Here is a 25,498-nt window from a genome sequence, read left to right as displayed (position 1 = left end):
GCGAGGGGGATCGAACCTCTGGAGACGCGGAGACGGCCGCTACGTGCCACACGGGAGCTCGAGCACGAACGTGGAGCCCATGCCTTCCCCGCTCTCGACCCGGATCGAGCCGCCGTGCGCCTCGACGATCCTGCGGCAGATGTACAGGCCCAGGCCGAGCCCACCATAATGGCGCACCGACACGGCGCGACCGAAGCGCTCGAAGATACGCGCTTGCTGGTCCGGCGCGATCCCGATCCCCTGGTCCGTGACCTCGAGCCTCGCGCTGCCGATCTCCTTGCGGGCGTCGATCGTGATGGGCTTGCCGGCCCCGAACTTGATGGCATTCGAGAGCAGGTTCGTGACGACCTGCTCGAGGCGGGACCGATCCCAGACGCCGATGACGGCGCTGTCTCCGACCAGCCGGACCGGACAGCGGGACCGATTCAAATCGAGCTCGAGTTGCGCGACCACGTCCCGGACGAGCGCGCAGAGATCGACCTCCGTGGTCTCCAGCGTGACGTGCCCGGAGTCGAACCGCGACACGTCCAGGAGCTCGTCGATGAGCCTGTTCATTCGATCGCTCTGGCGACAGGCCCGCTGCGCCGCATCGTCGAGCGCCTTGCGATCGGCGGGCCTCTCCGACCGGATCAACCGAAGGAGGGATTGCAAGGAGAGCCCCAGCGACGTCATGGGGGTGCGCAGCTCGTGAGAGGCGACCGCGAGGAACTCGTCGCGGACACGGACGGCCTCCTGCGTGGCCCTGTAGAGCCGCGCGTTGTCCATGGCGATCGCGGCGCGGTTCGCGAGCTCCTCGGCCATCACGAGATCGGCCGGCCCGAAGGGGCGGGCCCGCTCGGCGGAGACGAGGCTCACGGCGCCGAGGATCTGCCCCCTCGCGACGAGCGGCACGTGTATCGCCGTGCGGGTCCCGAGCTCGCGGAGGATCCGGGCGTGCTCCGCGTCCACGCAGCTCGCGCGGAACGTCGCGTCCGTGATCTCGGGCTGGAGGAGCGGCGCGCCGGTCCGTAGCACCCGCGACGCGGGGTGCGGCGAGCCGGGAGAGGGCGGGTAGCGCCGCTGAAGCTCGTCGAGCAGCGGTTGCTTCGCCGGGTCCTTGTGGATGCCCGCGACGCGCCGGAGCCGACCCTTGTCGAGGATGTCGATCAAGCACCAGTCGGCGAGGCCACGGACGCAGAGCTCGGCGAGGCGGCGGAGGACCTGCCCGTGCTCGAGCGACTCGCCGAGGCTCTCGCTCGCCTCCGCGAGAAATGCCGCGCGGCGCTCGTCTTGCTCGGCGGCCTGCCGCGCGGCTTGTTCGCTCGAGAGCAGCCGGGCGTTCTCCAGGGAGATGGCGGCCTGCGAGGCGACGAGCTCGAGGGCGGTGAGCCGCTCCGCCGTGAACGCCCCCGGGGCGAGGTTGTTCTCGAGGTAGAGCAGCCCGAAGACGTCGCCCTTCCTGAGGATCGGCAAACACAGCACCGACTTCGGCCTGATCCGCTGGATGTACGCGTCCGTGGCGAACCTGCCCGCCTCGGCGCCGGCGTCGTCGAGGATCTGGCGCTCCCTCGTGCGACGCACGTACTGCACGATGGAAACGGGGACGAGCGCCGAGGATTCGACCGGCAGGTGCGGGAGCATTTTCGCGCGCGCCCCCTCGACGTCGAGCGTGGCCTCCGCTTCGAGCCACAAAGCGCCGCCGCGGGAGAGGAGCAGGTACGCCTTCTGGGCCCCGCCCTGCTCGAGGACGACCCGGAGCAACGTGTGGACGAGCTTCTCCTGCAGGATCTCGCCCGAGATGGTCTGCGACGCTTTCACCACCGCGAGCAGGTCGAGCTGCTCGACCCGCACGGCCAGGGTGGCCGTCGGCGCGACGGGCCTCCGCTCGAGCAGGTGCGGATGCAAGCGGTCGAGGCTGCGCACCTTGCCGTCGGCCCCCCAGCGGACGTAGCAGGCGCGGGCCTCGCGGAAGTAGGTGTCGGCGATGACCTCGAACCCGCGATCACGATAGAACCGGGCGGCGAGCTCCCAGGAGATCCCCTCGTTCTGCACGAAATCGTTCTCCCGCGCCGAGCGGATGGCCTGCTCGTAGAGGCGCATGGCGTCCTGATCGTGGCCCTCGAGGCGCGCGATCTCGGCCGAGAGCAGCGCGTACTTGTTGAAGAAGCTCTCGGCGCAGCCGTCCGCCCACACGCGGAACGCTCGCGCGTCGGCGCGGAGCGTCTCCATGGCCGCCGCCTGCTCCTCGGGTGGCGCCTTGTGATAACGGGCAGCGAGCGAGAGCGCACCATAATAATGGCACTCCGAGACCTCGTCGAACGAAGGGCACGACCAGAGGAGGGAGCGGGCCTTCGCCGCCGCGGAGGTCGCCTCCTCGTAATCGCCGGACATGAAGCGCGCCTGCGACTTCCAGACGTAGTACCAGCAGACGGCGATCGCCATGCTCTCCTCGCGCTCGGCCAGGAAGGCCTCGTGCCCCGCCTCGTCGAACCCCGCGCCGTCGAACGAGCCGAAATGGGCCGTGAGGCCGCGCAGGCCCTGGATGAGGCGCTGCTGCACGACGATGACGCTCTCGAACATGCCGAACCTCGCCTTGCGCGCGAACGAGAGCGCCCGCTCGGATTCGCGGTACACATCGTCCAATCGCTCGCCCTTCACGATGAGATACGTGATGAGGTTGTTGCCGGCGTAGCAGGCGAACGTCAGGTCACCGACCTCGAGCGCGGCGGCGAAGGCGCCGTCGACCAGGGCGCGGCGCGTGGAGGCGGGCCGCGCCCAGTACGAGAGGAGGAAAAACTCGAGCAGTACCTTCGCCTTGTAGCCGGTCAAGCCGCGCTTCTCGACCAGATCATACCCGAGCTTCCCGAAGCGAAACCCCAGGCGATACTGGCCGAACTCGGGCCCGAGGAGCATGCCGAAGAACACGTACGCGAAGCTCGAACCCGCGGCATTCCCATGCTGGAGGCTCAAGTTCACGCTGTGGCACGTCGTCAGGCAGACGAGGTTCTCGTCCGTATAAAGCGCCGGCGAATTGATGGCCACCAGGATGTCGAGGGCCGCCTTCGCGTCCGGATCGGTCATGGTCGGCAGGTCGAGCAAGTCCTCGATCCGCCGCTCGCCGAGCATTTGCCAGATCCTCCCGTACTCCCGGTCGACCTGGTCCCGGCCGGGGTGCGGCGACAGGACGACCCCGAACGGGGAGAGGCCCGCGATCGCCGCCTCCACGGCCCGCTCGTACTGGTCCTGGATCGCGTGGAGGTACACCTTCACGGTCGTCGCCCGCGCGCGGTCCACGTTCGTCCTCGCGTGACGGAGGGCCACCGCGAGCAGCTCCTCCGCCGCGGCGAACCCGCCGCTCGCGAACTCGCTCTCGGCGCGCTCCAGGTGAAGGCCGAACGTGAGGTCGTACCGTTTCTCCCAGCTATCGGGGCCGAGCAGCGCCATTCCCGCCGAGAAATACTTGATGGCCGCGAGGTAGGCCGTGGACGCCTTCGCCTTCCTCCCGGCGATCAGGTCGAGCCCCGCGACGTGGTCCTTCTCGTCGCGGGACGAGAGCAAGGACGCGCCGAGGTTGAGCTGGTTGGTGATGTCGAAGATGCGCTCCTCGAGCTCCTCTCTGGACGCGTGCGCGACGAGCAGCCTGCCGATCCGGAGGTGCAAGAGGGCCCGCTCGTCCTCCGGGATGAGCGAGTACGCCGCCTCCTGCACCCGATCGTGGAGGAACTTGTAGGTGTCCTCGAGGCGCAGGACGAGCCCCTCGCGGACCGCCTCCCAGAGCGCGGCGTGTGTCTCGCCCTCCGCGTGGCCGTCGATCATCGAGAGGACGCGGGTCTCCGCGACGTTGCCGATGCAGGCGGCGAGCTTCATCGCGTTCTGCGTGGTCGCCGCGAGGCGCCGCAATTTCCCGACCATCAGGTCGACGACATTGTCGGAGAAATTCTTGGCTCGAATCTTGTCGACGTCGAAGCGAAAGGACGCCGTCCCAGGATCGAACGTGATCAGCTCCTCCTGGTGCAGCGTCGTCAAGAACTGTATCGCGAAGAAGGGATTGCCGGCGGTCTTCTCGTGCACGAGCTCCGCGAGCGGCGCGACCTCCTCGGGGCGAAGGTGGATCGTATCGGCGACGAGCTCGGCCACGTGCGCGGGGGAGAGCGGCGCGAGGACGACGTTACGGACGGCGACGCCGCTGCTGCGCACCTCGTCGAGCATGAGGATGAGCGGATGCGAAGGATCGACCTCGTTGTCGCGGTACGCTCCAATCAGGAGGAGATACCTCGTATCGGGGTGCGTGACGAGGTGCTCGAGGAGCTCGAGGCTCGCGGAGTCGACCCATTGCAGGTCGTCGAGAAAAACGACCACGGGGTGCTCCTCGCGCGCGAAGACGGAGGCGAGCTGCCGGAACACCATGTGGAAGCGGTTCTGCGCCTCGGCGAGGGGCAGCTCCGGGACGGGCGGCTGCCGGCCGATGACGAGCTCGATCTGAGGGATCACGTCGACGATGAGCTGACCGTTCACCCCGAGCGCGGCCCGCAGCCGCTGCCGGAAGGCCTCGATCCGCTCGTCGGACTGGGCGAGCAGCTCGCTCACGAGGTCCCGGAAGGCCTGGGCGACCGTGGCATAAGGAATGTCGCGCTTGTATTGGTCGAATTTCCCGGAGACGAGGAGGCCACGCTCCCGGAAGACCGGCTTGTAGAGCTCGTGCACCAGGGAAGACTTGCCGACGCCGGAGTAGCCGGAGACCAGCACGAGCTCGAGGGTCCCCGAGGCGGCGACCCTCTCGAATGCCCCGAGGAGCACGGCGAGCTCCTCGTCACGACCATAAAATTTTTCAGGGATCTGGAAGCGATCCGGCACATCTCGATCGCCCAGGGGGAAGGGCTCGATCTGGCCCTTCGCTCGCCATGACGCGAGGCAACGCGCGAGGTCGTGACCGAGCCCGGCGGCGCTCTGGTAGCGCTCCTCCGCTCCCTTCGCGAGCAGCTTCATGACGATACGAGCGAGCGCCTCCGGCACGGGCGCCACGAGCTCCGCGGGCCACGCGGGGGCCCGCGCGATGTGGCAATGCACCCACTCCAGGGGGTCGGTCGCCTGAAAGGGCAGCCTCCCCGTCAACATCTCGTAAAATGTGACGCCGAGGGAATACAGATCGGAGCGGCTGTCGATCGCGCGGTTCATCCGCCCCGTCTGCTCGGGCGAGAGGTAAGGCAAGGAGCCCTCGATGAGGCGAAGGGGCTGCGCGGCTTGTGGTTCGCGCGGGAGCCTGGACGCGATGCCGAAGTCGGCGATCTGGACCGCGCCGGACGTGGGATGAACGAGGATGTTCGCCGGCTTGAGGTCCTTGTGGATGACGTTCCGAGCGTGGATCTCCGCGACCGCCTGCGCGATGGCCACTGCGAGGGGCAAGAACCTCTCCAAGCTCATCGGCGCTCCGAGCAGGTCGCGCAGCGGCACGCTGCCAGCGTCCTCGGTGACCAGCGCAGGCGACCCTTCGAGGGACTCGAACGCGAGCGGCTTCACGACCGCAGGGATGTCGAGCGTCCTGCCGATCTCGTACTCGTTCTTCAGGCGCTCCAGATCCCTCGGCCGGCACCGCCGCGGGTCGAGCATCTTGATGACCACGCGGCTTTGATCGGCATCCCTGCGTCCGCGATAGACGCCGACTCCGTCGTGCTCGGAGAGCGTCTCTGTCAGTGTGTACATGAAAAGCACCGGTTCCCGGGGCTCGGGTCCCACCCTTGCTGCCTCTCTCTGTACCATCGGACGCACGCGGCGGGGAAACCAACGTCATGCCTCCCGCGGCCGGGTCCATAAGCCACCACCTCCGCGTCCGCCACCACCGGACGCCCGTGGTCGGCCCCGACGGCTCGAGGTCGGGCGCGGGCGCCCGGCACAGGGGCCGCTCAGAGGCAATGAATCTCCAGCCTGAACTCCGAGCAAGCCGTCGAGATGTCCGCATACCCCTCGGACGCGCTCGGCCCAAAGCAATGCTCGTACGTCTCGTTCCACGTCGCGCCCGGCTGGAGCTCGGTATACCCGCCCCCGTACATCATCCACACGTCGATCGGGTAAAACTGGCTGTGGTTGTGGTAGCTGAGCTTGAGCTTCTGCCCCGCGGCGACGCTGAATTCCATGGGATCGACGGTCATCTTGCAGGTGTTGTCGACCATGACGTGCACGTGCGCGGTGACGAGCTCGGGCTGGCAGCCCTTCCCGGGCACGTTCACGTGGCCGGGGGAGCACGTCCCGGCGGGGACACACGCGCCGTCGCCGCCATTCACGAGCACGTCGCAGCCCTCCATCACCGCGCCGTCGTCGCAGGTCTCGTTCGATTGCAACATGCCGTCGCCACACGCGCCGGTCACGGAGAGGCAATCAGCCGCGCAATAATCGCCGGCTGCCGTATTGGCGTCGTCGCAGGCCTCGGGCCCCTCGACCATACCGTCTCCGCAGACGCTCGCCGGCTCGCCGCCGCCCGCGCCGCCCATTCCGCCGACGCCTCCCGCGCCGCCGAGTCCGCCCATTCCGCCGGTGCCTCCGGCGCCGCCCATTCCACCCATTCCGCCGATGCCTCCGGCGCCGCCGCCCCCGCCCGTGCTGGCGCCCGCGCCGCCCGCGCCGCCCGCGCCGCCGGTCCCCGAGTCCTTCGGCGGATCGGCGCATCCGGCCGCGCAGGTGAGCAACGTGGCGAGGATCAAGGAGCAACCAAAGCGGGACGGGACGTGCTTTTGCATGGCTCCCGCATAACAAAGTTCGTCGGACGCGGGAAGAGCACGCGCGCCCCGTCTGTCGCCCGCCGTTCACGTGGCCCCATCACCCGGCGTTTACACACGGGCACCGGCGCGGCCACGACCACCCGCGCGCAGAGAAATGTCGCCTCCGTGGCAGGGGCCTTGCATGAGCGGCGGCGCTTCCCTGGTACGAAAAAGGAGACCTCCCATGCGACATACGAGCCTTCTCGGGCTCCTCGGCATTGCCTTCTCTTTGACGACCGCTCTGCCGGCGAGCGCGGGTATCCCCGAGTGCGGCAACATCCGGTTCGAGGGGCTCTCGAACTGCGAGGTGCGCGTCACGGCCGCTTGCACCGCGGGCTGCAGCGAGCTCGGGATCTACAAGACGGCGTGCGCCACGAAGCTCCAGACGGTCTGCGGCAACCAGTGTACCCTCTCGGCGATGCCGACCTGCACGGACCACTGCACCACGCAGTGCAAGACCGACTGCGACAACGGCATCAACGTGATCTGCGCCCATAACTGCTTCACCGAGTGCACGACGAACCGGGACACCGCGTGCGCCGCCCGATCCGACCCCGCGCAGTGCGCCGCGACCTGGGACGCGAACTGCGACGCCGAGTGCGACGCCCAGTGTACGACCGTCAACGGCGACTGCTACACGCATTGCATCGAGTGTTGCGACGGATCGTGCACGGCCGACGCCAACATGGATTGCCAGTACACGTGTCAGGACGTCGAGTTCGAGGAGTGCGAGCAAGAGTTCCGCGCGAGCTGCAACGCGTCCTGCAGCGGCGACGGCGCGCTCTTCTGCAACGACAAGTACATCATCTCCGGCTCGCAGCTCCCGACCTGCATGCAGGCCCTCGCAGCGCAGGGCATCTCGGTGAAGGCCGAGGGCAGCGTCACCATCGGCCCCGACGGCATCAATGGCAACCTCGCCGCCGGCGTCTGCAGCTACAGCCCCGGCACCAAGGCGGCCTCGATCGCCGCGCCGCTCGCCGCACTCGCCGCGGCGGCAGGCTGGCTCGCGCGGCGTCGCAAGCGCGGATCGCGTTGATCCCATGATCGTGCGGCCGACCTTCCCGTCGCGAATGCTGCTCGCCCTCTTCCTCGTGGCCTGCGGGAGCGAGGAGGAGGAGGACGCGCGCGTGATCGTCGGCCTCACGACCGATATGGCCGTCGGCTTTGACATTCACGAAATCGAGCGGACCACGAAGGTGGACGGCGTCGTCACGCACGCCGAGCGCCTCTCGTATGGAGCGGGGGAGCTCTCGCTGCCGGCGGAGCTCCCGATCGTCGCGCGTGACGACGCCGCCATCGAGGTATCCCTCGTGGCCTTCCGCAAAGGCGAGGCCTCCCCCGTCGTGACGCGCCTGGCCGGGACGCGCGCGCAGGGCGGGCGAACCTTGTTCTTGCCCGTCTCCCTCGACGAGGCGTGCGCGGGGGTCTCCTGTGCAGGCCATACGACCTGCGTGGAGGGGGCGTGTCTCGACCCCTTCCTGGCCCAAGGCACCCTCGAAGACCACGATCCCGCGTGGATCACGACCGCCGAGGACGCGTGCAAGACGAGGTCGTCAGGGGAGCCGACGGTCGAGATCGGGCAGGGGCACGACGCGTTCGCGCCGCTCGCGGAGGGCGAAGTGGTGCCCATCGAGCCGGGCCCACAAGGAGGCCACCACGTCTGGCTCGCGCTCCGCGTGACGGGCCTGCGGCAGATGGGCTCGCGCCTCCGCGTCGGAGGTCTTTTCCCCGATCTCGGCTACGAGGTGCCTCCGTTCACCTCGCAGGTCACGCTGCGCAAAGCCGGAGACCATTGCGAGCTCTACGGCGTCCGTTTTCAGGTGGACCGAGGCGTCCCGGTCGAGGCCATCCGCGGCCTGCCGCTCGACGTCGAGCTCGTCCTCTCGGACCCGAACGACGACGCCGCGACGGCCACGACACGGGTGGTGATCGCCCCCTGACGTTTCATCCGAGCGCGAACCAGGTAAACGCGGCGACGGGACGATACCCCATCGCCTCGTACACCGGGCGGCCCATCTCCGACGCGTGCAGCACCGTGCGACGCAGGCCCGTCGCGGCCGCCGCCTCCTCCAGCGAGTGGCGCATGACCGCCTCGGCATACCCTCTCCGGCGATGATCGGGGTGCGTCGCCACCCACGACACGTACAAACAACCATCGATGGGCGCGGTCAAGGTGCAGCTCACGGCCTCGCCGCCCACGTAACCGACGTGCCCGTAGAAAGACGCATCCCAGAAGACCTCGCGCGCGGAGGCCTCGCGGCCGAGCTCGATCGGCAGTTCGTACGAGCGCATGTTCAAGTCGGAGAGCGCATGACGCGTCTCTTCGTCGTTCACGCGCCGGATCACGAGATCCGTGGGCAGGGGCCTCTGCGGCGGAAGGAGCGCGTCGGTCACCATTCCCGTCATGGAGAGCAGCCTGTTCAGGCCCATCCCCGAGAACACCTCGGACACGACCGCGGGATCGCCGAGCCACGCGTCACAGGCCGAAAACAGCCACGGCCTCCCGCTCGCCTTTCCCCGCGCGACGGCCACGCGGCACCGCTCCGCGAGATCGTCACGATCACGCACGGGGGAGGAGAGATGGACCACGTTGACGAATGGCAGCGGCGTGCCCGAGAAGCCCACGGTGATCCCAGGCAATGCCTCGACGGTCCCACCCGGGAACCGGCTGGCGAAGGTGGTCCACATGCGGATGATCTGGTCGGCCGACTCGACGATTTCGTCGCGTTGCTGGTGGTGCATGCGCTCGTTCTACATCAAGCTTTCCGCGGGCACCCCGTGAAATAAAGCGCCGATCCGTTGACGCCCGCCTCCCAATCGTACGCCTCGCTGCCTGGCGCCGAGCGCGCGATCGAGAGGAGCTCGTCGGGCGTGTACGCGCGCAGCGCCGAGACCGTGCCGTCCCACGCGACGAGCGCCGGGATCAGCGGGACGAGGTACGAAAGAGCAAAACGCGACGCGCGGAGCGGGCGCACGAAGGGGACCAGCACGAGCGAGCCCACGAAGAGCGTCGCCATGTTGAAGCCCAGCGCGAGCGGCGCGAACACGACCGGCATCCGCCGCAGCATGGGATTCGCCGCGATGTCGAAAAACGCGAGCGGCCTGCCGTCGCGGACGATCGAGGCCACGAGCGCCGCGACGGCCTCGGGCGGGAAGTGGTGCAGCGCGCTCCACATCGTGCGGACGCCGTCGAGCTCGGGCGGGATGGCGAGCGCGTCGACAGGGTCCTCGCGGTAGACGAGCCGCAAGTCGGAGAGCGCGGCCACGCGGGCGCGGCCGGCTTCGTTCGGGTACCGGTCGGTCAGGACGAAACGCACGTCCTCGCGCCCCTCGTCGCGGAGCGCGCGGAACGCCTGGAGCGCGCCGCCGCCGCCGCCCGAGCACACGTCGATCACCTGCGTCATGCCGGTCCGGTCGAGCAGGGACACGAGCTTCGGCGCGACGCCGCGGTAGAACCCTGCGAGATCGAAGCCGAAGTCGAGCAGATCGGTGCCCCCGTCGCGGATCGCGGCGGGCAGGAAGGGGAGGTCCTCGAGCTCGACGAGCTGTACACGTTGCACGACCGCGATGATGGGGGTGCGCCTTTCGCGCATCAAGTTCCACGTTCGGCCCGGCTGCCCGCGGGCCGGAAAAAAAATCGTCGAGCGCCGATGAGTTCACGCGCCCTCGGGAGTCCAAGCCCGCGAGACCCATGGAGGCAACGATGAACGAGCTCGACAGCTACCTGTTTTTTGATGGCAACTGCGCGGAGGCGATGCGCTTCTACGAGCGGACGCTCGGCGGCAAGCTCGAGGCGATGATGCGGTTCGACGAGGGGCCGGCCCCGTGCCCCGAGGGCGGCGCCGGGCGCATCATGCACGCGAGCCTCGCCCTCGGCGGCGGCCGCAGGTTGCTCGCGTCCGACACCGTGCCCAAGTACCCGCACGAGGGCTTCAAGGGCTTCTCCATTTCGCTCGGCTACGCCTCGACGGACGAGGCGCGCCGCGTCTTCGACGCCCTGGCCGACGGCGGAAAGGTCATGATGCCGCTCCAGAAGACGTTCTGGAGCGAGGCGTTCGGCATGGTGGCCGATCGATTCGGCGTCCCGTGGATGATCTCCGGAGGTGCCCAGACGAATTCGTGACGCGCGGGCGCGCTCGATGCGAGAAGCAAGCGCATCCCGCGCGCACCGGAGACGCCCGGAGAGAGGGAACTCCTTTCCCTTCACCGGATCACGGAACACCTGCACGTCGGGCGTCTCCATTCTTGCTCGTAGCCCGGCCGTTTGGTACGCTGCACCACATGGAGCCCACGCACGCGCCCGCTGGAATCATCATGGATCTCGCCTGGGGATGCTTTTATGCGAGCGCCCTCAGCGCCGTCACCGATCTCGGGATCGCCGACCGCCTCGCGTCGGGCCCGAAGACCGCGGCGGAGCTCGCGTCCGAGGCGGACGCCCATGCCCCTTCGCTCTACCGCGTCCTCCGCGCGCTCGCGTCGAAGGGGGTCTTCGCCGAGGACGGCGAGGCTCGATTCCACCTCACGCCCGCGGCCGAGTTGCTTTGCAAAGGTCCGTTCTCCCTGCGAGGCTCGGTGCAGCTCGCCACGTTCATGCCCACGATCGAGGCCGCGCTCCATATCCCGCATACCGTGAAGACGGGGGAATGCGCGTTCGAACATCGCCATGGTGTCGGCTTTTTCGAGTACATGAAGCTGCACCCGCAGCTCGGCGACGCCTTCGACAGAGGCATGGCGGGCGTCTCGGACGAGGACAATCGGGCCATCGTCGAGGCGTATGATTTCAGCGCCGCCACGCGCGTCGTGGACGTGGGCGGCGGCCTCGGAGGGCTGCTCGTCGAGGTGCTCCGGAAGAATGCCTCGGCGCGCGGAATCCTTTACGATCGGCCCGAGGTCGTAGGTCGGCCCGGGCGCGTCGCGGAGGCGGGGCTCGACGCGCGGGTCGACCGCGTGGCCGGCAGCTTCTTCGGCTCCGTGCCGGGCGGCGCGGACGTCTACCTGCTGAAGTACATCCTGCACGATTGGGCGGACGATACCTGCGTGACCATCCTGAAGAATTGCCGGCGCGTGATGGCCGACGGAGGGCGCGTGCTCGTCATCGACGGGCTCATCCCTCTCGGAAACGGAGAACACCCGGCCAAGGGGCTCGATCTCTGCATGCTCGCGGCTTGCCCCGGCCGCGAGCGCACCGAGCCCGAATTCGCCTCCCTCTTCCAGGCCGCCGGCCTCTCGCTCGCCCGCGTGATCCCCACCGGGGGCACCGTCACGATCCTCGAGGGTATCGCGGCCTGAAACCACGGCGCCTCGCGACGCCTCTGGTCGGCGCTCGCGCGATCCCCTATACACGGCTGCCATGCTCGCCCGCGCCAAGGCATGGCTCGCAGACCGACGCGCCCCGCTCGTCCTCGCGCTCCTCGCGGTCCTCCTGCTGCTGCCCACGCTGGGCACCGGGGCGATCATGGACGATCACGCCCATCGGATGTCCTTTCATCCGACGTTCGAGCGCCCGGGCGGGCCACGCGGCGACTGGGATCTCTTCCGCTTCCTCGAGGACGATCCCGCCGCGCTCGTGTACCTCCGGGATCGCGGGATGTGGCCGTGGTGGACCGTCGACGGCTCGAAGCTCGCGTTCCTCCGCCCGCTCGCGTCGCTCTGGCACGCCCTCGATTACCGCGCCTGGCCCGAGGTCCATTGGCTCATGCACGCCGAGAGCGTGCTCCTCTTCGCGGCGACGGCGTTTTTCGTGGGTCACCTCTACCGCCGGCTGCTCGGCGCCACGGCGGCGGCGGGGCTCGCCACGTTGATCTTCGCGGTCGACGACGCCCATTCGATGGTCATCACCTGGATCGCCAACAGGCACGCGATCCTCTCGACCTTCTTCGGGGTCCTGGCGCTCCTCGCGCACGATCGCGCCCGCCGCGACGGCTGGAAGCCCGGGGTCTACCTCGCGCCGCTCGCGCTGCTCGGGGCCATGTTCTCCGGGGAGAGCGGGATCGGCGCGCTCGCGTATCTCTTCGCGCACGCCCTCTTCCTCGACCACGCGCCATTCCGCTCTCGCGTGGCCGCGCTCGTCCCGCACGTCGGGGCCGTGGCGATGTGGTTCGCCGCGTACAAGCTCGGCGGGTATGGCGCGGCGGGCGGCGCGTTTTACATCGACCCGCTGGGGCAGATGGGGGAGTTCGCCCGCGCGATGGCCACGCGGCTGCCGATCCTGCTCGCCGGGCAGATGGCCGCGCCGCCGGCCGACGTGGGGATGGTCTGGCCACGCGGCGAGCTCGGGAGCCTCGTCGTGATCTGCCTCGTGGTCCTGCTCGTCGTGGGGGGCGGGATCTTCGCCGTCTTGCGCCGCGATCGTAATGCAGCGTTTTTCGCGGTCGGCATGACGCTCTCCCTCGTGCCGGCGTGCGCGGTGATCCCCGGCGATCGGCTCCTGCTTTTTTCGGGGATCGGAGGCGCGGGGCTCGTCGCGTCGATGCTCGCCGCCTCGCGGGCGCACCTCGGGCGCTTGGCGCGCGTGTACGTGGGCGGCGTGGCCGCGTTCCTCGTGCTCCTGCACGTCGTGCTCGCGCCCTTGCTCTTGCCGCTGCGCGCGTGGTCGACGGGCTCGATGTTGCACGGCTACACGGAGCGGGCCATCGCGAGTATGCCCAGGGGCGACGTGGTCTCCGGGAAGACGCTCGTGGTGGTGAGCGCGCCCGACAGCGTGATCGTGAATACGGTGCTCGCGTCGTGGATCAACGAGAATGCGCCGCTGCCCTCGCTGCTCCGCGTGCTGTCCACGGTGGTGCGAGGCACGCTGGAGGTGGAGCGCAAAGACGAGCGTACGCTCTCGGTGACGCTCTCGGCCGGCTACTTCGACGAGGTGACGGCGGCGGTGTTCCGCGACCCGGACAAGGCGAAGTTTTCCGTCGGGGATCGCGTCGCGGTCGACGGAATGGTGGCCGAGATCGTGTCGCTGACCGAGGATGGGACGTTGCCGGAGCAGATCGATTTTCGATTCGACCGATCGCTGGACGATCCGTCGATGGTGTGGGTCTCCTGGGAGAAGGATCGATTCGTGGAATTCGTCGTGCCCGAGGTGGGCGAGCGGCGGGCGCTGCCGGTGGTGCCGTATCAGGTGGCGATTGGCGGGTGACGTGATCAGGGCGTCCACCGCAGGAGCAGCGTGTCGTCCTCGTCGAGGACGACCTCGGTCCCGAAGCGTTGCCCTTCGTGATGCAGCGTCTCCGCGAGCCAGCGCGCGTCCGCGTGGGCCACGTGGTTCAGGCGAAAACGGTGAATCCGGAGCGGCACCATCCGGAGCTCGATCAGCCTGCCGCTCGGGGCGTCGAGGCGCACGAAATACATCAGCGTGAGATCACCCCGGTACGATTCGTGGCCCTTGATGCCCTCGTAGTCGTCGAGGAAATCTCCACATCCGTACAGGATCGGCTTTCCCGCGTGCACCTCGATTCCCTTCGGGTGATGGGACGAATGCCCGTGGACCACGTCCACGCCCGCTTCGTCGATGAGGGCGCGGGCGAACGTGGCCTGCTCGCGGGGCACCTCGTACCCCCAGTTGCCTCCCCAGTGGATCGAGGTGATCACGACGTCGCCCGCGCGTTTCCAGGCGGAGACCCTCGCGGCCACGCGCCGGGCCGTCTGCGGGCCGAGATCCTCGAGCACGGCGAGCCCTGGCTCGTGCGCCCCTGCGGCCCAGGCGCGCGGGCTGCCGGACGTCGGCTCGCTGAACGAAAACACGAGGACGCGGCCTCGACCGGGCACCTCGAAGATCGCCGGCGCCTCCGCCTCGTCGAGATCACGCCCCGCGCCGGCGGTCGCCACGCCGGCCCCGCGCAACGTATCGAGCGTCTCGAGGAGGCCGGCTCGGCCCCAATCGAGGACATGATTGTTCGCGAGGCAGCAACCATCGATCTGCGCGGCGAGCAGACAGGGCACGTTTTTGGGGTGCATCCGGTAGTTGATCCCCTTCGGCCAGGCCTCGTCGCTCGTCGTGACGCTCGTCTCGAGGTTCACCAGCCGGACGTCCGGCGCCCTCGCCGCCCATTCTCCGAGCGCGTCGCCCCATACGTACGAGAATGCGAAGGGCCTCGGGAGCGGGCCGCTTCTCCGCTCTGCGAGGGCCACGTAATCGAGCGCGTCCTCGACGTAGGGCTCGTGGAGCCGCCGATCGCTCGGGAACGGCAGGATCTGATCGATCCCCCGCCCGGTCATCACGTCGCCGCACAGGAAGACGTGGATCTCGGCCATGGCGTCGAGGTCCAATCAAGCGACGTGCCAGCGGACGGGGACGAGCGGGGTCATTCGTACCACGTGGGCACGATGGCCCGGACCTCGGGCAGCGTCGCGATACGGCAGAGCTTCTCCCACGCGGCGTCCACGAGCGCGCCATGGTGCGCGACGCATTCGGCGTCTCCCGTGGGGAAAAAATACAGCGTCTCTTCCGGCAGATCGCAGCCCGCGCGGCCCGCCGACGATCCCGCCTTGATCGTCGGCGCGATCTCCCGGACACGCGCGACGAGCGCCTCGTCGCCCGAGGGCAAGCAAAACTCGACGGATCCGTCATTCAGGCAGCCGGTCGCCTGCGTGAACGCGAGCTCGTCGATCGGGCACGTGGAGAGCGGGGCGGGGGAGGGAGGTGATTCCCCCGGCGGAGCCACGCAGCCCGCGAGGCCCGCGGCGAGGAGGAGGCACCACGGGAGAGCACGAAGACTTGGCGTTCGGCGCGGCGGCGGGATATCACGTTCCACGTGCAGATCTTCGTCCACTGCCGCGGCGCTGTCGAGCGGTTCAATCCCTGATTTTTCGAGGCTCCGTCGCGCCGTCGTTCCGTCGTCCGGGCTGAAAAATCCGGGCCCTCCGGAGAGCCTCCGCGAATTGTCTCACGAATTTTCTAGCTTGTAAAGGGGCTCGTGTGGTGGCCTCATCCCGGGCCTGCGACGCACCCCGGGAGGTCGACCCATGTCTTCACGATTCAGGCCCGAAGTTTACGCCATTGATTTCGGCACCACGAATTCGCTGCTCGCCGCGGCGAGCGCCACCGAGACCTGCCCCCCGATCCCCCTCGACGACGCCGCCTCCGATCCGACCATCCTGCGCAGCCTGCTCTTCTTCGGCCAGAACACGTTCTCCTGCGGCGCCGTGGCCGTGCGCGACTTCGTGGAGAGCGGCATGCAAGGCCGGCTCATCCGCTCGATCAAGAAATTCCTCCCCGATCGCGGCTTCTCCGGCACCCAGATCGGCAGCCGGGTCGTCACCATCGAGGACCTGATCGCTCGCTTCTTGCGGCGGATGCGCGAGCGCGCCAACCACCATTTCGACGCCGACGTCGACCGCGTGGTCCTCGGCAGGCCGGCCATGTTCTCGCTCGATCCCGAGGAGGATCGGCTCGCCCAGGCGCGCCTCGAGCGCGCCGCCCGGAGCGCGGGGTTCTCCGAGGTCGCCTTCTGCCCCGAGCCCGTCGCGGCCGCCCACGATTTCGAGCTCGCGCTCGATCGACCGATGACCGTGCTCGTCGCCGATTTCGGAGGCGGGACCAGTGACTACACGGTCGTGCGGATGCGGCCGGAGGGCTTCGAGGCCAGCGACGTCCTCTCGCTCGGGGGCGTCTCCGTGGCCGGCGACGCGCTCGACGGGAGCCTGATGCGCCACAAGATCGCCCGCCATTTCGGCGCGGAGGTGACCTACCAGGTCCCGCTCGGGAAGAACCTCCTGACGATGCCTCGGGGGATCATGGAAAAACTCTGCTCACCGGCGGACATGGCCGTGCTCCAGCACCGGGACATGCTCGCGTTCCTCAAGGACGTGCAGGCCTGGTCGCTCGGGGGCGACGATCGCAGGCGCATGGACCAGCTCCTCTGCCTGGTCGAGGACTCGCTCGCGTTTCAGGTGTTCGAGGCCATCGAGCACAGCAAATGCGCGCTCTCCGAGGCGGTCGAGACCCGGTTCGTGTTCGATTACCCCACGATGAACATCCACGAGCGGATCACCCGCGGCGAATTCGAGGCAGGCGCCGAGCGCCCGATCGACGCCATCTTGCGCTCGCTCGATCGCACGCTCGAAGCGGCGGGGCTCGATTTCGCGGCGATCGACGTGGTCTGCTGCACCGGAGGTACGGCGCGGGTCCCACGGCTCGCGCGGGCGCTCGAGGAGCGATTCGGGCGAACGAAGCTCCGCAAGCTCAGGAGTTTTCACTCCGTCGTGCAGGGGCTCGCGGAGCGGGCGCGGAAAATCGCGCGGGGCCTCGCCTGACGGGCCCCGCGCCGCGGGATGACGTTCGTGCCTCGGGAGGATCTCAGCCCGCGATCACGAGCGCGACCGAGAGATTCGAGTGGACGTTGCCCACGCCGGGGACGTGGCCCTGCTCGCCGAAGGTGCAGAAGCCGAGGAGCGGGACGTCGCCGAGGCGGTTCTTCAGTCGCGAGAGCACCTCCTCGATGCGCCCGCCCACCGCGCCCGCGCAGCCCGCGCAATAAATCAAGAATGCGCCGCGCGCGTCCTTGGGCTCGAGGTTCGCCGTCGCGAGGCAGCGGTCGACGAGGCGGTCGACGATACCCACGAGCGAGTCCGCGCTGCCGGACATGAGGCAGATCGTCGCGCCCTCGGGCGCCTCGGCGAAGACGTCGACCGGGCCCGCGGGGTGCGCCTGCGCCGGGTGCAAGAGCAGGTAGAACGGGCGCGCCTCGTCGCCGCCCCGCGCGATGCCCACCGGGGTCATCGCGGTCTGCATGAGCAGGTTGCCGCCCTCGCGCACCTCGTGGGCGATCGAGTCGCCGATCCAGCCGTGCAGCACCTCGGTCGCCGCGCGGCCGTCGAGCGTCTCGATGGCGCGGCCCTTCGACGCGGTGATCACCGCGCGCTTGTCGGTGGGCTCGTACGGGCCCTCGAGGACCGCGCCGATGCGCAGCGGCGCGCCCCAGAGGCCCGCGAGCGAGACGCCCTCCTTGATGGCGCCCCCGTTCGTGAAGACGCTCCACTGGCCCACGATCGCGTGATCGGCCGCGCTGCCGCCGAAGACGGGCACGCCGGGCAGGACGTCGCCGATGCCGGCGAGGACCTCCTCCTCGCGGCCGGGCGTGGCCGCGATGAACACGAGCCGCGGGGCCTCGCCGGAGCTCGATTGCAACGCCCGCGCGGCTTTGCGGCCCGCCTCGCGCGCGCCCTCGGCGAAATCGGCGCTGCCTGCGGCGAACGACGCGTCCTTCTCGGAGCCGAAAAGGAGCACGCCCACGCCGCCGTTCGAACCCATCACCACGCCGCTGCCCGTGAGCACCCCGAGGGACGTGGTCGCGCCGTGCAGGGGCACGCCGGGCAGGGCCTCGCGGAACGCCGCGTGTACGGCGCTCGCGTCGTGATCGACGGTGGCCGCCACGATGGCGAGCCGCGGCGCCTTGCCCCCGAGCGCGCGCCGCGCGACATCCACGGCCTCGCGCACGGCGGCTCGGGTCTCCTGGGCGGCGCTGTGTCCAGCGCCCATGACGAGATCGCTCATGGTCCTCCTCCCTGCATCATCGATGGGAGTGTTTTATCGTTGGTTTGGCAGGAACTGCAATAACGAGTCGAGCTCGGGGGCGGGCACGAGGGAGCGCAGCGCCCGGACGAGCTTCGTGACCGCCTGCGGATCGTCGTAGGTCGCGGCGTCGTACGTGCGCAGGTTGATGCCCGTCATGAGGATGAGGCGCGAGATGAAAAACGCGCCGTGCTTCCGGTCGAGCTGCCGCACCACCGCGGAGATGCCCCCGAGCGAGCGCCGCGTGACCCCGCTCCCGACCGGCGTCGAGGCGGGGGAGAGCGCATTCACGCCGCTCTGCGGCGGGTTGCGGTCGAAGGGCGCCAAAGAAGACGAGGGCGCGACCTCGAAGCTCGGCATGAACGCGCTCACGGGCGCAGACGAGGACGAGGACGGGATGGGCTGGCCCTCGCGGTTCGAGCGAGGTCCCTCGGGAGCCGCCTCCTGGCTCCACGGGGCGCGATCCAAGGGGCGTTGCGGGCTCGTCACGGAGGTACTTTCGCGCAAGTTCGCGCGCGGCGTCCACAACGAACTGCATTCGTCATGGTCGGTTCCGTGCGCGGCGTCGCGAACCACAGCCGCGCCTCGCTCGGGTCCACGCGGCCCTCACGAGAAACCCACGTGTTCCTTCACGAACCGCACGCGTTCCTTCGTCAACTCCACGCGCGGCGGGCGCCGATCCCACGCGTTCCTTCGTGAACCTCACGCGTTCCTTCGCCAGCTCCACGCGCCTCGGACGCCGATCCCACGCGTTCCTTCGCGAACCTCACGCGTTCCGGCGCCAGCTCCACGCGTTCCCACGCCAGCTCCACGCGTGCCCGCGCCAGCTCCACGCGTGCCCGCGCCAGCTCCACGCGTGCCCGCGCCAGCTCCACGCGTTCCGGCGCCAGCCCCACGCGTTCCCACGCCAACCACACGCACCCCTACCTCACCTCGCGTCTAAGTCGCTTGACTTGGTAAGTCGGTTGCCTTAAAGCTCCCCGCGGAGGTCTTGAGGTCTTGATGAGCACCACCGACATCAGCGAGCAGGTCTTGGAGTATCCGTTCCGCGCCCCCAACGCCGTGGATCCGCCGGAGGAGTGGGCGAAGCTTCGCCAGGGTTGCCCGGTCGCCCACATCCGGCTGCCGAGCGGCGACCCGGCGGTGCTGGTCACGCGTATGGCCGACGTGCGGCAGGTGCTCTCGGATCCGCGCTTCACCCGCAGCCTCGCCCAGGAGGGCGCCTCGCGGATCACGACCAACGAGGGAGGCAGCGCCTTCGAGAGCAAGGACGCCGCCGAGCTCGCGGGCGGCGAGGCGCACGAGAAATGGCGGCGCTTCATCATGCGGTGGTTCACCGTCAAGCGGATCGCCGCCATGCAGCAGAGCATCGAGGCGATGGCCAACCAGCTCATCGACGCCATGGTCGCGAAGGGCGCACCCGCCGACCTCGTCAGCGAGCTCGCCTTCCCCTTGCCGGTCTGGGTGATCGCCGAGATCCTGGGTATCGCCGTGGAGGACCGCGACAAGCTCGCCTACTGGTCCAATACGATGCTCACCCTGACGCAGTTCACCCAGGAGGAGGTGAACAACGCGCAGATGGAGTTCCATCAGTACCTCGCGCGCCATATCGCGAAGAAACGCGCGGAGCCCGGGGACGATCTGCTGAGCGATCTCATCCGGGCCGCGGACCAGGGCGAGCAGATCAACGAAAAGATCCTGTTCATGACGGCGCAAGGCGTCCTCGTGGCCGGCCACGAGACCACCTCGAACATGATCGGCAAGATGATGGGCATGCTCCTCTCGGATCGAAAGCGCTGGGAGCAGCTCCTGGCCGAGCCGTCCCTCGTCCGCAGCGCGGTGGAGGAGGTCCTGCGCTTCGACGCCAATGCGGGCTTCGGATTGCCTCGTTTCGTCACCGAGGAGATCGAGCTCTCGGGCACGAAGGTGCCGAGCCGCACGACGGTCATTTGCAACATGGCCGCGGCGAACCGGGACGAGAAGGCCTTCGAGCGGGCCGACGAGATGGTGCTGAACCGCTCGCCGAACGCGCACATCACGTTCGGGGCGGGCGCCCACTCCTGCGTGGGACAGGCGCTCGCGCGGACGGAATTGCAGACGGTGCTGAGCGTGCTCCTGCGCCGCCTGCCCACGCTCGAGCTCGCCGTCGCGCCGTCCGAGCTGCCCCGCCGCGAAGGTCTGCTCGTCGGCGGTATTGAGCGCGTCCTGGTCCGCTGGTAGTCATGGGCGCCATGGCGAGCGCGAAGGCCCGGCAGACGCACGGGAGCGAGACACGCGAGGTGATCCTCGCCGCGGCAGAGCGGCTCTTCGCAGAGCAAGGGGTCGCGGCCGTCTCGAACCGTCAGGTGAGCGAAGCGGCAGGACAGGCGAACAACTTCGCCGTCGGGTACCACTTCGGCACCAAGGGCGACCTCGTGCTCGCCATCGTGCGCCGGCACGCCCCCTCCATCGAGCAAAGGCGCGAGGAGATGCTCGCCGAGATCAAGGGCTCGTCCGAGCTCTGCGACTGGATCGGCTGCCTCGTTCGGCCCATCACGGAGCACCTCGCCTCGCTGGGGAGCCCGAGCTGGTATGCACGTTTCATCGCGCAGGCGACGACCGACCCCGCCTTGCGGCAGCTCGTGATCGCCGAGTCGAGCACCTCGGCCTCGATGCTGGAGACCCTCGAAGGGCTGGGCCGGCTCATGCCGGTCCTGCCCGCGGAGGTGCACGAGGAGCGCAGCGACATGAGCCGGCAGCTCATCGTGCACATGTGCGCCGAGCGGGAGCGCGCGCTGCAAGCGGGCACCCCCACGCCGCGCGCGAGCTGGGAGGCCGCCGCGGTGGGGCTCGTGGACGCCCTGGTCGGGTTGTGGCGCGCCCCCTTCACCCCCACGAAATGACGAACGAACCTGGCACGACAACCCCAGGAAGAGAGGATGTTTTCATGCGCGTGATCGTAGACCTTCCGAAATGCTGCGGCGCCGGGCAATGCGTGATGATCGCGCCCAAGGTGTTCGATCAGCAGGACGACGGCATCGTGATCCTGCTCGACGAGAAGCCCCCGAAGGAGCTGCACGCCGCCGTCCGCGAAGCGGCGAACGTGTGCCCCGGGGCCGCGATCCGGCTGGAAGAGAGCGAATGAACGCCCCGGCGAGCGTGCTCGTCGTCGGCGCCTCCGCAGGCGGCCTCGCCGTCGCGGAGGCGCTGCGGCGCGAAGGGTACGCGGGGAAGCTGACGCTGCTCGGCGCGGAGCGGCACCTGCCCTACGACCGGCCGCCGCTGTCGAAGAAGGTGCTGTCCGGCGCGTGGGAGGCGGACAAGGCCCGGCTCCGCTCGGAGGCGGAGCTCGCGAAGCTCGACGCGGAGCTCGTCCTCGGGGACGCCGCCGTTCACCTCGACGCGGCGGCGCGCGAGGTGACGACCGCCTCGGGGCGGAGCCTACGCGCGGAGGTGATCGTGCTGGCCACGGGGCTCGAGCCGCGCCGGTTGCCTTCCCAGGAGGGGCTCTCGGGCGTGCACGTCCTGCGCACCGTGGACGAGACGCTCGCGCTGCGCGCGGACCTGCTCGCGGGGCCACGCGTGGTCGTCGTGGGCGACGGCGTGCTCGGCACGGAGATCGCGGCGACGGCGCGGGGCATGGGCCTCACGGTCACCGTGGTCGGCCCGCAACCGGCGCCGATGGCGAGCCAGCTCGGGCCGGTGGTGGGCGGGTATCTGGCCCGCTTGCACGCCGATCATGGCGTCGAGCTCCGCCTCGGCGTGGCGGTCTCCGATCTGGTCGGCGAGGGCGGACGGGTACGAGGGGTGCGCCTGGCGAGCGGCGAGGTGCTGCCCGCGGACGTGGTCGTGGTGGCCATCGGCTCGCGGCCGGCGATCGGGTGGCTCGAAGGCAGCGGTCTCCGGCTGGCCGACGGGATCGTGTGTGATTCCCGGTGCCAGGCTGCGGAGGGCGTGTACGCCGTGGGTGACGTCGCGTTCTGGCACCACGAGGGGCTCGGGACGGGGCTGCGCCTGGAGAACCGGACGAACGCCGTGGAGCAGGGCATGACCGTGGCGGCGAACATCCTCGGCAAGGACAGGCCCTACACGCCGGTGCCGTACTTCTGGACCGATCAATTCGACGCGAAGATCCAGGTGTTTGGTTTCCTTCCGAGCGACGCCGAGGTGGCCATCGTGGAGGGGGATCCGGCGCGGAGGCAGTTTGTCGCGCTGTATGGAAGCCGCGGCAAGGTCAAGGGGGTGCTCGGGTGGAACATGGTGAAGCAAACCCGCCAGCACCGGCAGCACGTGGTCGACGGGACAGCCTGGACCGACGCCGTCGGCAAGGCCATCCTCGTCCCTCGATGACGTCGAAGTTCGACCTCTCGGCGAAACAAGCGCGCCGCATCGCCCTGGCAGCCCAAGGCTTCGCCGAGGCACGACCCACGAGCGCGAGCCGGCGTCACTTCGTCGAGCTCGTGGATCGGCTGGGCGTGATCCAGCTCGACAGCGTCAACGTCCTCGTCCGCACGCATTACCTGCCCGCATTCTCGCGGCTCGGCGCCTATCCGCAGGCGCTGCTCGAACGGGAGGCGTGGGGGAAGAAGCGGTCGCTGTTCGAGTACTGGGGGCACGAGGCCTCCCTGATGCCGCTCACGCTGCAGCCTTTGCTGCGCTGGCGCATGGCGCGCGCGGAGGCGGGCGAGCTCTGGGGCGGGCTCGCTCGGTTCGCGAAGGAGCGAGGTGATTACATCAAGACCGTGCTGGCCGAGATCGAGAAGCGAGGTCCGGTCACGGGCGGCGATTTCGCCGTCGGGCCCCGGGGTTCGTCCGGCTGGTGGTCCTGGTCCGAGGGCAAGCGGGCGCTCGAATGGTTGTTCTGGGCCGGATACGTCACGACCGCCACGCGGCGCGGCTTCGAGCGCGTCTACGATCTCACGCAGCGGACGCTGCCCGAAGGGATCCTCCGCGTGCCCACGCCCTCCGAGGCCGACGCCCAGCGGGAGCTCGTCCGGATCGCGGCTCGCGCCATGGGCGTCGCGACGGAGGCCGATCTGCGCGACTATTTCCGCCTGCCGCTCGCGGGAGCGCGCGAGCGGGTGCGCGAGCTCGTCGAGGCCGGAGAGCTCTTGCAGGTGAAGGTCGAGGGCTTCCAGAAGCCGGGTTATCTCCATCCCGAGGCGCAAACGCCCCGTCGGATCGGCGCCCGCGCCTTGCTTTCGCCGTTCGACAACCTGATCTGGTTCCGCGACCGCGCCGAGCGGCTCTTCGGCGTGAAGGTCCGCCTGGAGATCTACACCCCGGCGCACAAACGCACCCACGGTTATTACGTCCTGCCGTTCCTGGAGGGGGACACGATCACCGCGCGGGTGGACCTGAAGGCCGATCGAAAGGAGAAGGTCTTGCGGGTGCAGGCCGCCCACGCCGAGCCGGGCGCAGGGCCCGACACGCCCGCCGCGCTCGGCGCGGAGCTCTCGCGTATGGCGGAGTGGCTCGGGATGGAAGGGGTCGCCGTGGCGAAACGCGGCGACCTGGCCGGGGCGCTCGAAGCTGCGCTTCCTCGCTGATTGGCGGCGGCTCAGGCGACGAGCCGCCGCGTTTCCCCCACGAGGACCCGCGTCCTCGTGATCCCGAGCTGATCGGCGGCGCGCGCGAGCAGGCCCGCGTCGTGGATGGCGCAGGTGTTCACGTCGTTGTTGAAGAACGCGAACACGTCACACGGCTCGGGCCAGATTTTGGCCAAACGCCGCGCCCACACGCAGAGGGCCCGAGCTCCGTAACACGGCGCCGGGCTCGCGCTGCCTTCGTGGAAACGAACGTATCCGAAGTCCGCGGTGCGCCAGAGCGGCGCGCTCGATCCCTTGCGATCCCACACGCAGAGCGCGGCTCGGTGGCGTCCGAGCAGGGATTCGATCTCGGGGGAGAACCAAGTCTCGTCGCGGAACTCGACGGCCACGCGGGCGCTCTTCGGGAAACGTTCGAGCGCGGCGTCGAGCCTCCCGGCGTCGCGCTTCATCCCCGGCGGGAGCTGCACGAGCACGGGGCCGAGCTTCGTGCCGAGCGCGGAGGCTCGATCGAAGAAACGCGCGATCGGCTCGTCGGGATCACGGAGCCGCTTGATGTGCGTGAAGAACCGGCTCATCTTGGCGGCGAACAGGAAATCCTGGGGCGTCCGCTCCGCCCAGGTCCGGAAGACGTTCGCCTCGGGCAGGCGGTAAAAGGTGTTGTTGACCTCGACCACCTGGAGCCTGTCCGCGTAATACACGAGCCAGCGCGAGCTCGGCAGCACGTCCGGGTAAAACGTCCCCCGCCAGTGTGTGTACTGCCAGCCGCTCGTTCCGATGAACAGCGTCACGTCGCGCCCCGCGCGCGGGCACATCGCGCCGATGGGCAGCGTCGACAAGCCTGGCGCGCAAGAAAATCGCTCGAAAGCTCCTCGCTTGGACGTTTTCACGCAACTCACGCGCCCGCCGGACGATGAACGCGTGTGGACATGAAGTTTGCCGAGAACTGCCCGAAGAGCTGCCCCCCCGACGACGTGGAGGAGGTGACCGGCGAGGTGTTCCGTTTCGTACGGAACGACCCGCCGACCTCCGAGGACATGAAGACCTACGCCGACGAGGGCAAACCCGGCTCCGACGCCTGCGGCGCGTGCGCGCTCAGCGTGTTACGGAGCCTCGAAGACGTGGAGCTTGCACGCAAGGCGATGCCATGGTTCAAAAGACGTCTGGTCGCGCGGGCCCTCCTGTTGGGGGCCCATGGGGTCATCAAACAGACAGGCCCGCACAAACACCACTACAGTTACTGGGTCGAGGCGACGTACGCCGCATCCATCCACGAACAGTTCACCGTGATTCGACCATGACCTTTCCCTGGATGCCCTCCACCAGCACACAGATCCGACCGGCCCCCGCGGTTCGCCACGTCCTCTACGAGTTCGACGGGCCCAAGATGGTGCTCGCGGTGGACGAACGTGGGCGAAGCCTCCTGGGCGTCGCCGCGGACGAGGACGACGAAGGCACGACGCGGTGGATCTTCGCCCCGGCACCACCGGAGCGCGTGCTCGTGTTGCTCGAGACGCGCGCGGGCTTGCGCGGGTTCTTCGAGGTCGGCGAGATCGAGGTCTTCGACATCCGACCGCGATGGGACGCGATCCGCTCGTGGTCCCTCTCGCCGGGCGAGGTCCCCGAGGCGCTCCTGCCCGACCGGGACGCGGCGCTCCCCGAGCTCGTGGCCGAGGTGCGCGAGCGCCTCCTCGCCGAGCAACGAAGGCCCGACCCGAAGGCACGTGTCGCCTGAG

The 25,498-nt window shown here is 69.1% G+C and carries 22 protein-coding genes; 13 read left to right on the top strand and 9 right to left on the bottom strand.

The genetic code is table 11. The features are described from left to right. Positions 1-39: 39 nt before the first annotated feature. Both GF068_RS37370 and GF068_RS44585 read right to left on the bottom strand, forming a co-directional pair. The gene (locus GF068_RS37370; RefSeq protein WP_170319900.1) at positions 40-5,679 is read right to left on the bottom strand and encodes a sensor histidine kinase; all 5,640 of its coding nucleotides are present in this window, start codon (positions 5,677-5,679) and stop codon (positions 40-42) included. A 200-nt stretch (positions 5,680-5,879) separates the two neighbouring features. Continuing rightward, positions 5,880-6,710 carry a DUF4215 domain-containing protein gene (locus GF068_RS44585; RefSeq protein ID WP_206079635.1) on the bottom strand — a complete coding sequence of 277 codons (831 nt, stop codon included), beginning with the start codon at positions 6,708-6,710 and terminating at the stop codon, positions 5,880-5,882. 205 nt (positions 6,711-6,915) lie between these two features. On the opposite strand from GF068_RS44585, the gene GF068_RS37360 reads away from it, so the two are divergent. Both GF068_RS37360 and GF068_RS37355 read left to right on the top strand, forming a co-directional pair. Beyond that, the gene (locus tag GF068_RS37360; protein ID WP_153824336.1) at positions 6,916-7,767 is read left to right on the top strand and encodes a hypothetical protein; all 852 of its coding nucleotides are present in this window, start codon (positions 6,916-6,918) and stop codon (positions 7,765-7,767) included. A gap of 4 nt (positions 7,768-7,771) precedes the next feature. Beyond that, complete coding sequence (locus GF068_RS37355; RefSeq protein WP_153824335.1) at positions 7,772-8,671, top strand: hypothetical protein; 900 nt, start codon at positions 7,772-7,774, stop codon at positions 8,669-8,671. Between the two features lie 4 nt (positions 8,672-8,675). Here GF068_RS37355 and GF068_RS37350 read toward each other — a convergent pair whose 3' ends face one another. Then, positions 8,676-9,473, bottom strand: coding sequence for a GNAT family N-acetyltransferase (locus GF068_RS37350; protein ID WP_153824334.1), 798 nt, complete (start codon positions 9,471-9,473; stop codon positions 8,676-8,678). 14 nt (positions 9,474-9,487) lie between these two features. After that, positions 9,488-10,324, bottom strand: a complete 837-nt coding sequence (locus GF068_RS37345) for a hypothetical protein (RefSeq protein ID WP_153824333.1) — start codon at positions 10,322-10,324, stop codon at positions 9,488-9,490. A gap of 110 nt (positions 10,325-10,434) precedes the next feature. On the opposite strand from GF068_RS37345, the gene GF068_RS37340 reads away from it, so the two are divergent. From GF068_RS37340 to GF068_RS37330, 3 genes are all read left to right on the top strand, one after another. After that, complete coding sequence (locus GF068_RS37340) at positions 10,435-10,854, top strand: VOC family protein (protein WP_153824332.1); 420 nt, start codon at positions 10,435-10,437, stop codon at positions 10,852-10,854. A 158-nt stretch (positions 10,855-11,012) separates the two neighbouring features. Next, complete coding sequence (locus GF068_RS37335; protein WP_153824331.1) at positions 11,013-12,020, top strand: methyltransferase; 1,008 nt, start codon at positions 11,013-11,015, stop codon at positions 12,018-12,020. A gap of 61 nt (positions 12,021-12,081) precedes the next feature. Then, positions 12,082-13,863, top strand: coding sequence for a hypothetical protein (locus GF068_RS37330; protein ID WP_153824330.1), 1,782 nt, complete (start codon positions 12,082-12,084; stop codon positions 13,861-13,863). Positions 13,864-13,868: 5 nt separating this feature from the next. Here GF068_RS37330 and GF068_RS37325 read toward each other — a convergent pair whose 3' ends face one another. Both GF068_RS37325 and GF068_RS37320 read right to left on the bottom strand, forming a co-directional pair. After that, complete coding sequence (locus tag GF068_RS37325) at positions 13,869-14,978, bottom strand: CapA family protein (protein WP_153824329.1); 1,110 nt, start codon at positions 14,976-14,978, stop codon at positions 13,869-13,871. A 50-nt stretch (positions 14,979-15,028) separates the two neighbouring features. After that, positions 15,029-15,478: a hypothetical protein gene (locus GF068_RS37320; protein WP_240807992.1), complete on the bottom strand. Its 450-nt coding sequence runs from the start codon at positions 15,476-15,478 to the stop codon at positions 15,029-15,031. A gap of 211 nt (positions 15,479-15,689) precedes the next feature. Here GF068_RS37320 and GF068_RS37315 point away from each other — a divergent pair, with 211 nt between their 5' ends. Next, positions 15,690-16,979, top strand: coding sequence for an Hsp70 family protein (locus GF068_RS37315; RefSeq protein WP_153824328.1), 1,290 nt, complete (start codon positions 15,690-15,692; stop codon positions 16,977-16,979). Positions 16,980-17,022: 43 nt separating this feature from the next. Here the strand turns inward: GF068_RS37315 and GF068_RS37310 are convergent, their stop codons facing one another. Together GF068_RS37310 and GF068_RS37305 are read right to left on the bottom strand one after the other, a co-directional pair. Next, the gene (locus GF068_RS37310) at positions 17,023-18,219 is read right to left on the bottom strand and encodes an FIST signal transduction protein (RefSeq protein ID WP_153824327.1); all 1,197 of its coding nucleotides are present in this window, start codon (positions 18,217-18,219) and stop codon (positions 17,023-17,025) included. Positions 18,220-18,252: 33 nt separating this feature from the next. Further along, positions 18,253-18,705, bottom strand: a complete 453-nt coding sequence (locus GF068_RS37305; RefSeq protein ID WP_170319899.1) for a hypothetical protein — start codon at positions 18,703-18,705, stop codon at positions 18,253-18,255. Positions 18,706-19,239: 534 nt separating this feature from the next. On the opposite strand from GF068_RS37305, the gene GF068_RS37300 reads away from it, so the two are divergent. Genes GF068_RS37300 through GF068_RS37280 form a run of 5 tightly spaced genes read left to right on the top strand, consistent with a single transcriptional unit; the run spans position 19,240 to position 23,765 of the window. Beyond that, complete coding sequence (locus tag GF068_RS37300; RefSeq protein ID WP_153824325.1) at positions 19,240-20,457, top strand: cytochrome P450; 1,218 nt, start codon at positions 19,240-19,242, stop codon at positions 20,455-20,457. Positions 20,458-20,459: 2 nt separating this feature from the next. Continuing rightward, complete coding sequence (locus tag GF068_RS37295) at positions 20,460-21,119, top strand: TetR/AcrR family transcriptional regulator (RefSeq protein ID WP_420814145.1); 660 nt, start codon at positions 20,460-20,462, stop codon at positions 21,117-21,119. A gap of 44 nt (positions 21,120-21,163) precedes the next feature. Then, positions 21,164-21,361, top strand: coding sequence for a ferredoxin (locus tag GF068_RS37290; protein ID WP_153824323.1), 198 nt, complete (start codon positions 21,164-21,166; stop codon positions 21,359-21,361). Next, positions 21,358-22,566, top strand: a complete 1,209-nt coding sequence (locus GF068_RS37285) for an NAD(P)/FAD-dependent oxidoreductase (RefSeq protein ID WP_153824322.1) — start codon at positions 21,358-21,360, stop codon at positions 22,564-22,566. Before GF068_RS37290 ends, GF068_RS37285 begins: the two co-directional genes overlap by 4 nt. After that, positions 22,563-23,765, top strand: coding sequence for a winged helix-turn-helix domain-containing protein (locus GF068_RS37280; protein WP_153824321.1), 1,203 nt, complete (start codon positions 22,563-22,565; stop codon positions 23,763-23,765). The genes GF068_RS37285 and GF068_RS37280 overlap by 4 nt, the downstream gene beginning before the upstream one ends. An 11-nt stretch (positions 23,766-23,776) precedes the next feature. Here GF068_RS37280 and GF068_RS37275 read toward each other — a convergent pair whose 3' ends face one another. Then, the gene (locus GF068_RS37275) at positions 23,777-24,601 is read right to left on the bottom strand and encodes a DUF72 domain-containing protein (RefSeq protein WP_240807990.1); all 825 of its coding nucleotides are present in this window, start codon (positions 24,599-24,601) and stop codon (positions 23,777-23,779) included. 90 nt (positions 24,602-24,691) lie between these two features. Here GF068_RS37275 and GF068_RS37270 point away from each other — a divergent pair, with 90 nt between their 5' ends. Both GF068_RS37270 and GF068_RS37265 read left to right on the top strand, forming a co-directional pair. Beyond that, complete coding sequence (locus tag GF068_RS37270) at positions 24,692-25,063, top strand: hypothetical protein (RefSeq protein WP_153824320.1); 372 nt, start codon at positions 24,692-24,694, stop codon at positions 25,061-25,063. Continuing rightward, positions 25,060-25,497, top strand: coding sequence for a hypothetical protein (locus GF068_RS37265; protein WP_153824319.1), 438 nt, complete (start codon positions 25,060-25,062; stop codon positions 25,495-25,497). Before GF068_RS37270 ends, GF068_RS37265 begins: the two co-directional genes overlap by 4 nt. Position 25,498: the final 1 nt, after the last annotated feature.

The sequence above is a fragment of the Polyangium spumosum genome, assembly GCF_009649845.1.
Lineage (GTDB): Bacteria > Myxococcota_A > Polyangia > Polyangiales > Polyangiaceae > Polyangium > Polyangium spumosum.
Note: the sequence above shows the minus strand (reverse complement) of the source record. Positions and strands in the feature narration are given on the sequence as shown.

Bases quoted from the DNA above. Each gene is read 5' to 3' on its own strand.
- GF068_RS37265 (WP_153824319.1), top strand. From the start codon at position 25,060: ATGACCTTTCCCTGGATGCCCTCCACCAGCACACAGATCCGACCGGCC.
- GF068_RS37370 (WP_170319900.1), bottom strand. From the start codon at position 5,679: ATGTACACACTGACAGAGACGCTCTCCGAGCACGACGGAGTCGGCGTC.
- GF068_RS37290 (WP_153824323.1), top strand. From the start codon at position 21,164: ATGCGCGTGATCGTAGACCTTCCGAAATGCTGCGGCGCCGGGCAATGC.
- GF068_RS37270 (WP_153824320.1), top strand. From the start codon at position 24,692: ATGAAGTTTGCCGAGAACTGCCCGAAGAGCTGCCCCCCCGACGACGTG.
- GF068_RS37315 (WP_153824328.1), top strand. From the start codon at position 15,690: ATGTCTTCACGATTCAGGCCCGAAGTTTACGCCATTGATTTCGGCACC.
- GF068_RS37310 (WP_153824327.1), bottom strand. From the start codon at position 18,219: ATGAGCGATCTCGTCATGGGCGCTGGACACAGCGCCGCCCAGGAGACC.
- GF068_RS37330 (WP_153824330.1), top strand. From the start codon at position 12,082: ATGCTCGCCCGCGCCAAGGCATGGCTCGCAGACCGACGCGCCCCGCTC.
- GF068_RS37350 (WP_153824334.1), bottom strand. From the start codon at position 9,473: ATGCACCACCAGCAACGCGACGAAATCGTCGAGTCGGCCGACCAGATC.
- GF068_RS37335 (WP_153824331.1), top strand. From the start codon at position 11,013: ATGGAGCCCACGCACGCGCCCGCTGGAATCATCATGGATCTCGCCTGG.
- GF068_RS37355 (WP_153824335.1), top strand. From the start codon at position 7,772: ATGATCGTGCGGCCGACCTTCCCGTCGCGAATGCTGCTCGCCCTCTTC.
- GF068_RS37280 (WP_153824321.1), top strand. From the start codon at position 22,563: ATGACGTCGAAGTTCGACCTCTCGGCGAAACAAGCGCGCCGCATCGCC.
- GF068_RS37285 (WP_153824322.1), top strand. From the start codon at position 21,358: ATGAACGCCCCGGCGAGCGTGCTCGTCGTCGGCGCCTCCGCAGGCGGC.
- GF068_RS37295 (WP_420814145.1), top strand. From the start codon at position 20,460: ATGGGCGCCATGGCGAGCGCGAAGGCCCGGCAGACGCACGGGAGCGAG.
- GF068_RS37360 (WP_153824336.1), top strand. From the start codon at position 6,916: ATGCGACATACGAGCCTTCTCGGGCTCCTCGGCATTGCCTTCTCTTTG.
- GF068_RS44585 (WP_206079635.1), bottom strand. From the start codon at position 6,710: ATGCAAAAGCACGTCCCGTCCCGCTTTGGTTGCTCCTTGATCCTCGCC.
- GF068_RS37340 (WP_153824332.1), top strand. From the start codon at position 10,435: ATGAACGAGCTCGACAGCTACCTGTTTTTTGATGGCAACTGCGCGGAG.
- GF068_RS37325 (WP_153824329.1), bottom strand. From the start codon at position 14,978: ATGGCCGAGATCCACGTCTTCCTGTGCGGCGACGTGATGACCGGGCGG.
- GF068_RS37300 (WP_153824325.1), top strand. From the start codon at position 19,240: ATGAGCACCACCGACATCAGCGAGCAGGTCTTGGAGTATCCGTTCCGC.
- GF068_RS37345 (WP_153824333.1), bottom strand. From the start codon at position 10,324: ATGCGCGAAAGGCGCACCCCCATCATCGCGGTCGTGCAACGTGTACAG.